The 1,679-nt window shown below is 68.6% G+C and carries 1 protein-coding gene; it reads left to right on the top strand.

From position 1 onward, the window contains the following. The first annotated feature begins 428 nt into the window (after positions 1 to 428). A complete protein-coding gene (locus tag WKI94_RS12015) occupies positions 429 to 1,622 on the top strand; it encodes an NAD(P)/FAD-dependent oxidoreductase (RefSeq protein ID WP_337845957.1) in 1,194 nt (397 codons plus the stop codon). Positions 1,623 to 1,679: the final 57 nt, after the last annotated feature.

Genomic DNA, 1,679 nt, shown 5'->3' with positions numbered 1-1,679 from the left:
GGGGCTTTTCCGAGCGGCTTGCCGGCTGGCTTGGGGGGAGGGATGGCCTTTGGCGTTGCCGCAACACCCACAACTGCACCGAGGCTTGCCCCCGGGGGATTGATGCGAACGGCCTTGTCCTGGAGAAGGCCTTTTGAGCCTCGCTCCTTGGCCTTCATTCTTGGGTTGATCGCGGTGGCACCCCCAGGTTCTGGCGCGCGGGGGGGATGAGCGGGCCTCGCAAGCCTTGGGCCTCATGGGCCTGGCCGCCTTCCTCACGGGTGTCATGGCCTACTACGGCCACATCGCCGAGGCGGTGAAGCCTTAAGGGGCGCTTAGGGCCTTGGGGGCGCGGCCGTGCCCCCAATTGCAGCTTTTGTTCTTGCCTTCACAAGGAAAGTAAGGGAAAATCATCACGAGATGGGACCTTTGTCCCGAGGAGGACAAACATGCGGGAAGCCGGGATCGTGATCGTGGGTGGGGGCTTTGGGGGCTTGGCGGCGGCTAAGGTTCTGGACCGGGCGGGGGTTCCCTACCTCCTGGTGGATGTCCGGAACCACCATCTCTTCCAACCTCTCCTTTACCAGGTGGCCACGGGGTACCTCGAGGCCCCGGCCATCGCCCACCCCTTGCGGTCCCTCCTCCGGCGGGGCCGGTTCCTCCTTGCCCGGGTGGAGGGGGTGGACCTGGAGGGGCGCAGGCTCTTGCTGAAAGGGGGCGAGGCCCTGTCCTACACCTACCTCCTCGTGGCCACGGGAAACCGCCCCCACGACCTGGGCGTGCCCGGCGTAGGGCGGCACGCCTTCTTCCTAAAGAGCCTCGAGGACGCCCAAAGGATCCGCCGCCGCCTTCTCCTCGCCCTGGAGAAGGCGGCGAGGGAAGGGCGGCCCCTGCGCCTTTTGGTGGTGGGGGGCGGGCCCACGGGGGTGGAGCTTGCCGGGGCCCTGGCGGAGTTCTTGCGCTACGCCCTCCGCCGGGACTTCCCGGAGATCGGCGGGGCGGAGGTTTTCCTCCTAGAGGCGGGGGAGAGGCTTCTCCCGTCCTTCCGCCCCGCCCTTTCCGCCTACGCCCAGCGGGCCCTGGAGGCTTTGGGGGTGCGCGTGGCCCTAGGGGCCCAGGTGGTGGGGGTGGAGGCCCTGGGCGTGCGGCTCAAGGAGGGGGGGTTCCTCCCCGCGGATCTCGTCCTCTGGGCCGTGGGGGTGAAGGGAACCCCCCTGCCGGGCCTCCCCGCTGACCCCCGGGGGCGCGTGCCCACCGATCCCTACCTCCGCCTCCCCGGCCACCCTGAGGTCTACGCCATAGGGGACGTGAACGGCTTAGGCCTTCCGGGCCTTGCCCCGGTGGCCCTGCAGCAGGGCCGCCTGGCGGCGGAAAACCTCCTCCGCAGCCTAAGGGGCCAGGACCCTATTCCCTTCCGCTACCGCGACCGGGGGCAGCTGGCGGTGATCGGCCGCAACAAGGCGGTGGCCGAGATCGGGCGGCTTGCCTTGGTGGGCTTTCCTGCCTGGGCCCTGTGGGCCTTCGTCCATCTTCGCGAGCTCGTCGGCTTCCGCAACCGCCTCCTGGTTTTCTTAGAGGCTGTCGTAAAACCCCTCCACGGCCAGCTACGCGGCCCTGGCCAGCCGCTTCACCAACAAGCGTAGCATGCCCAGATACACCCAGGCCTCGCTCACCCGAGGGTTAGCTTCATAGTCCTTGGC

The sequence above is a fragment of the Thermus sp. genome, assembly GCF_037444525.1.
Taxonomy (GTDB): Bacteria; Deinococcota; Deinococci; order Deinococcales; family Thermaceae; genus Thermus.
Note: the sequence above shows the minus strand (reverse complement) of the source record. Positions and strands in the feature narration are given on the sequence as shown.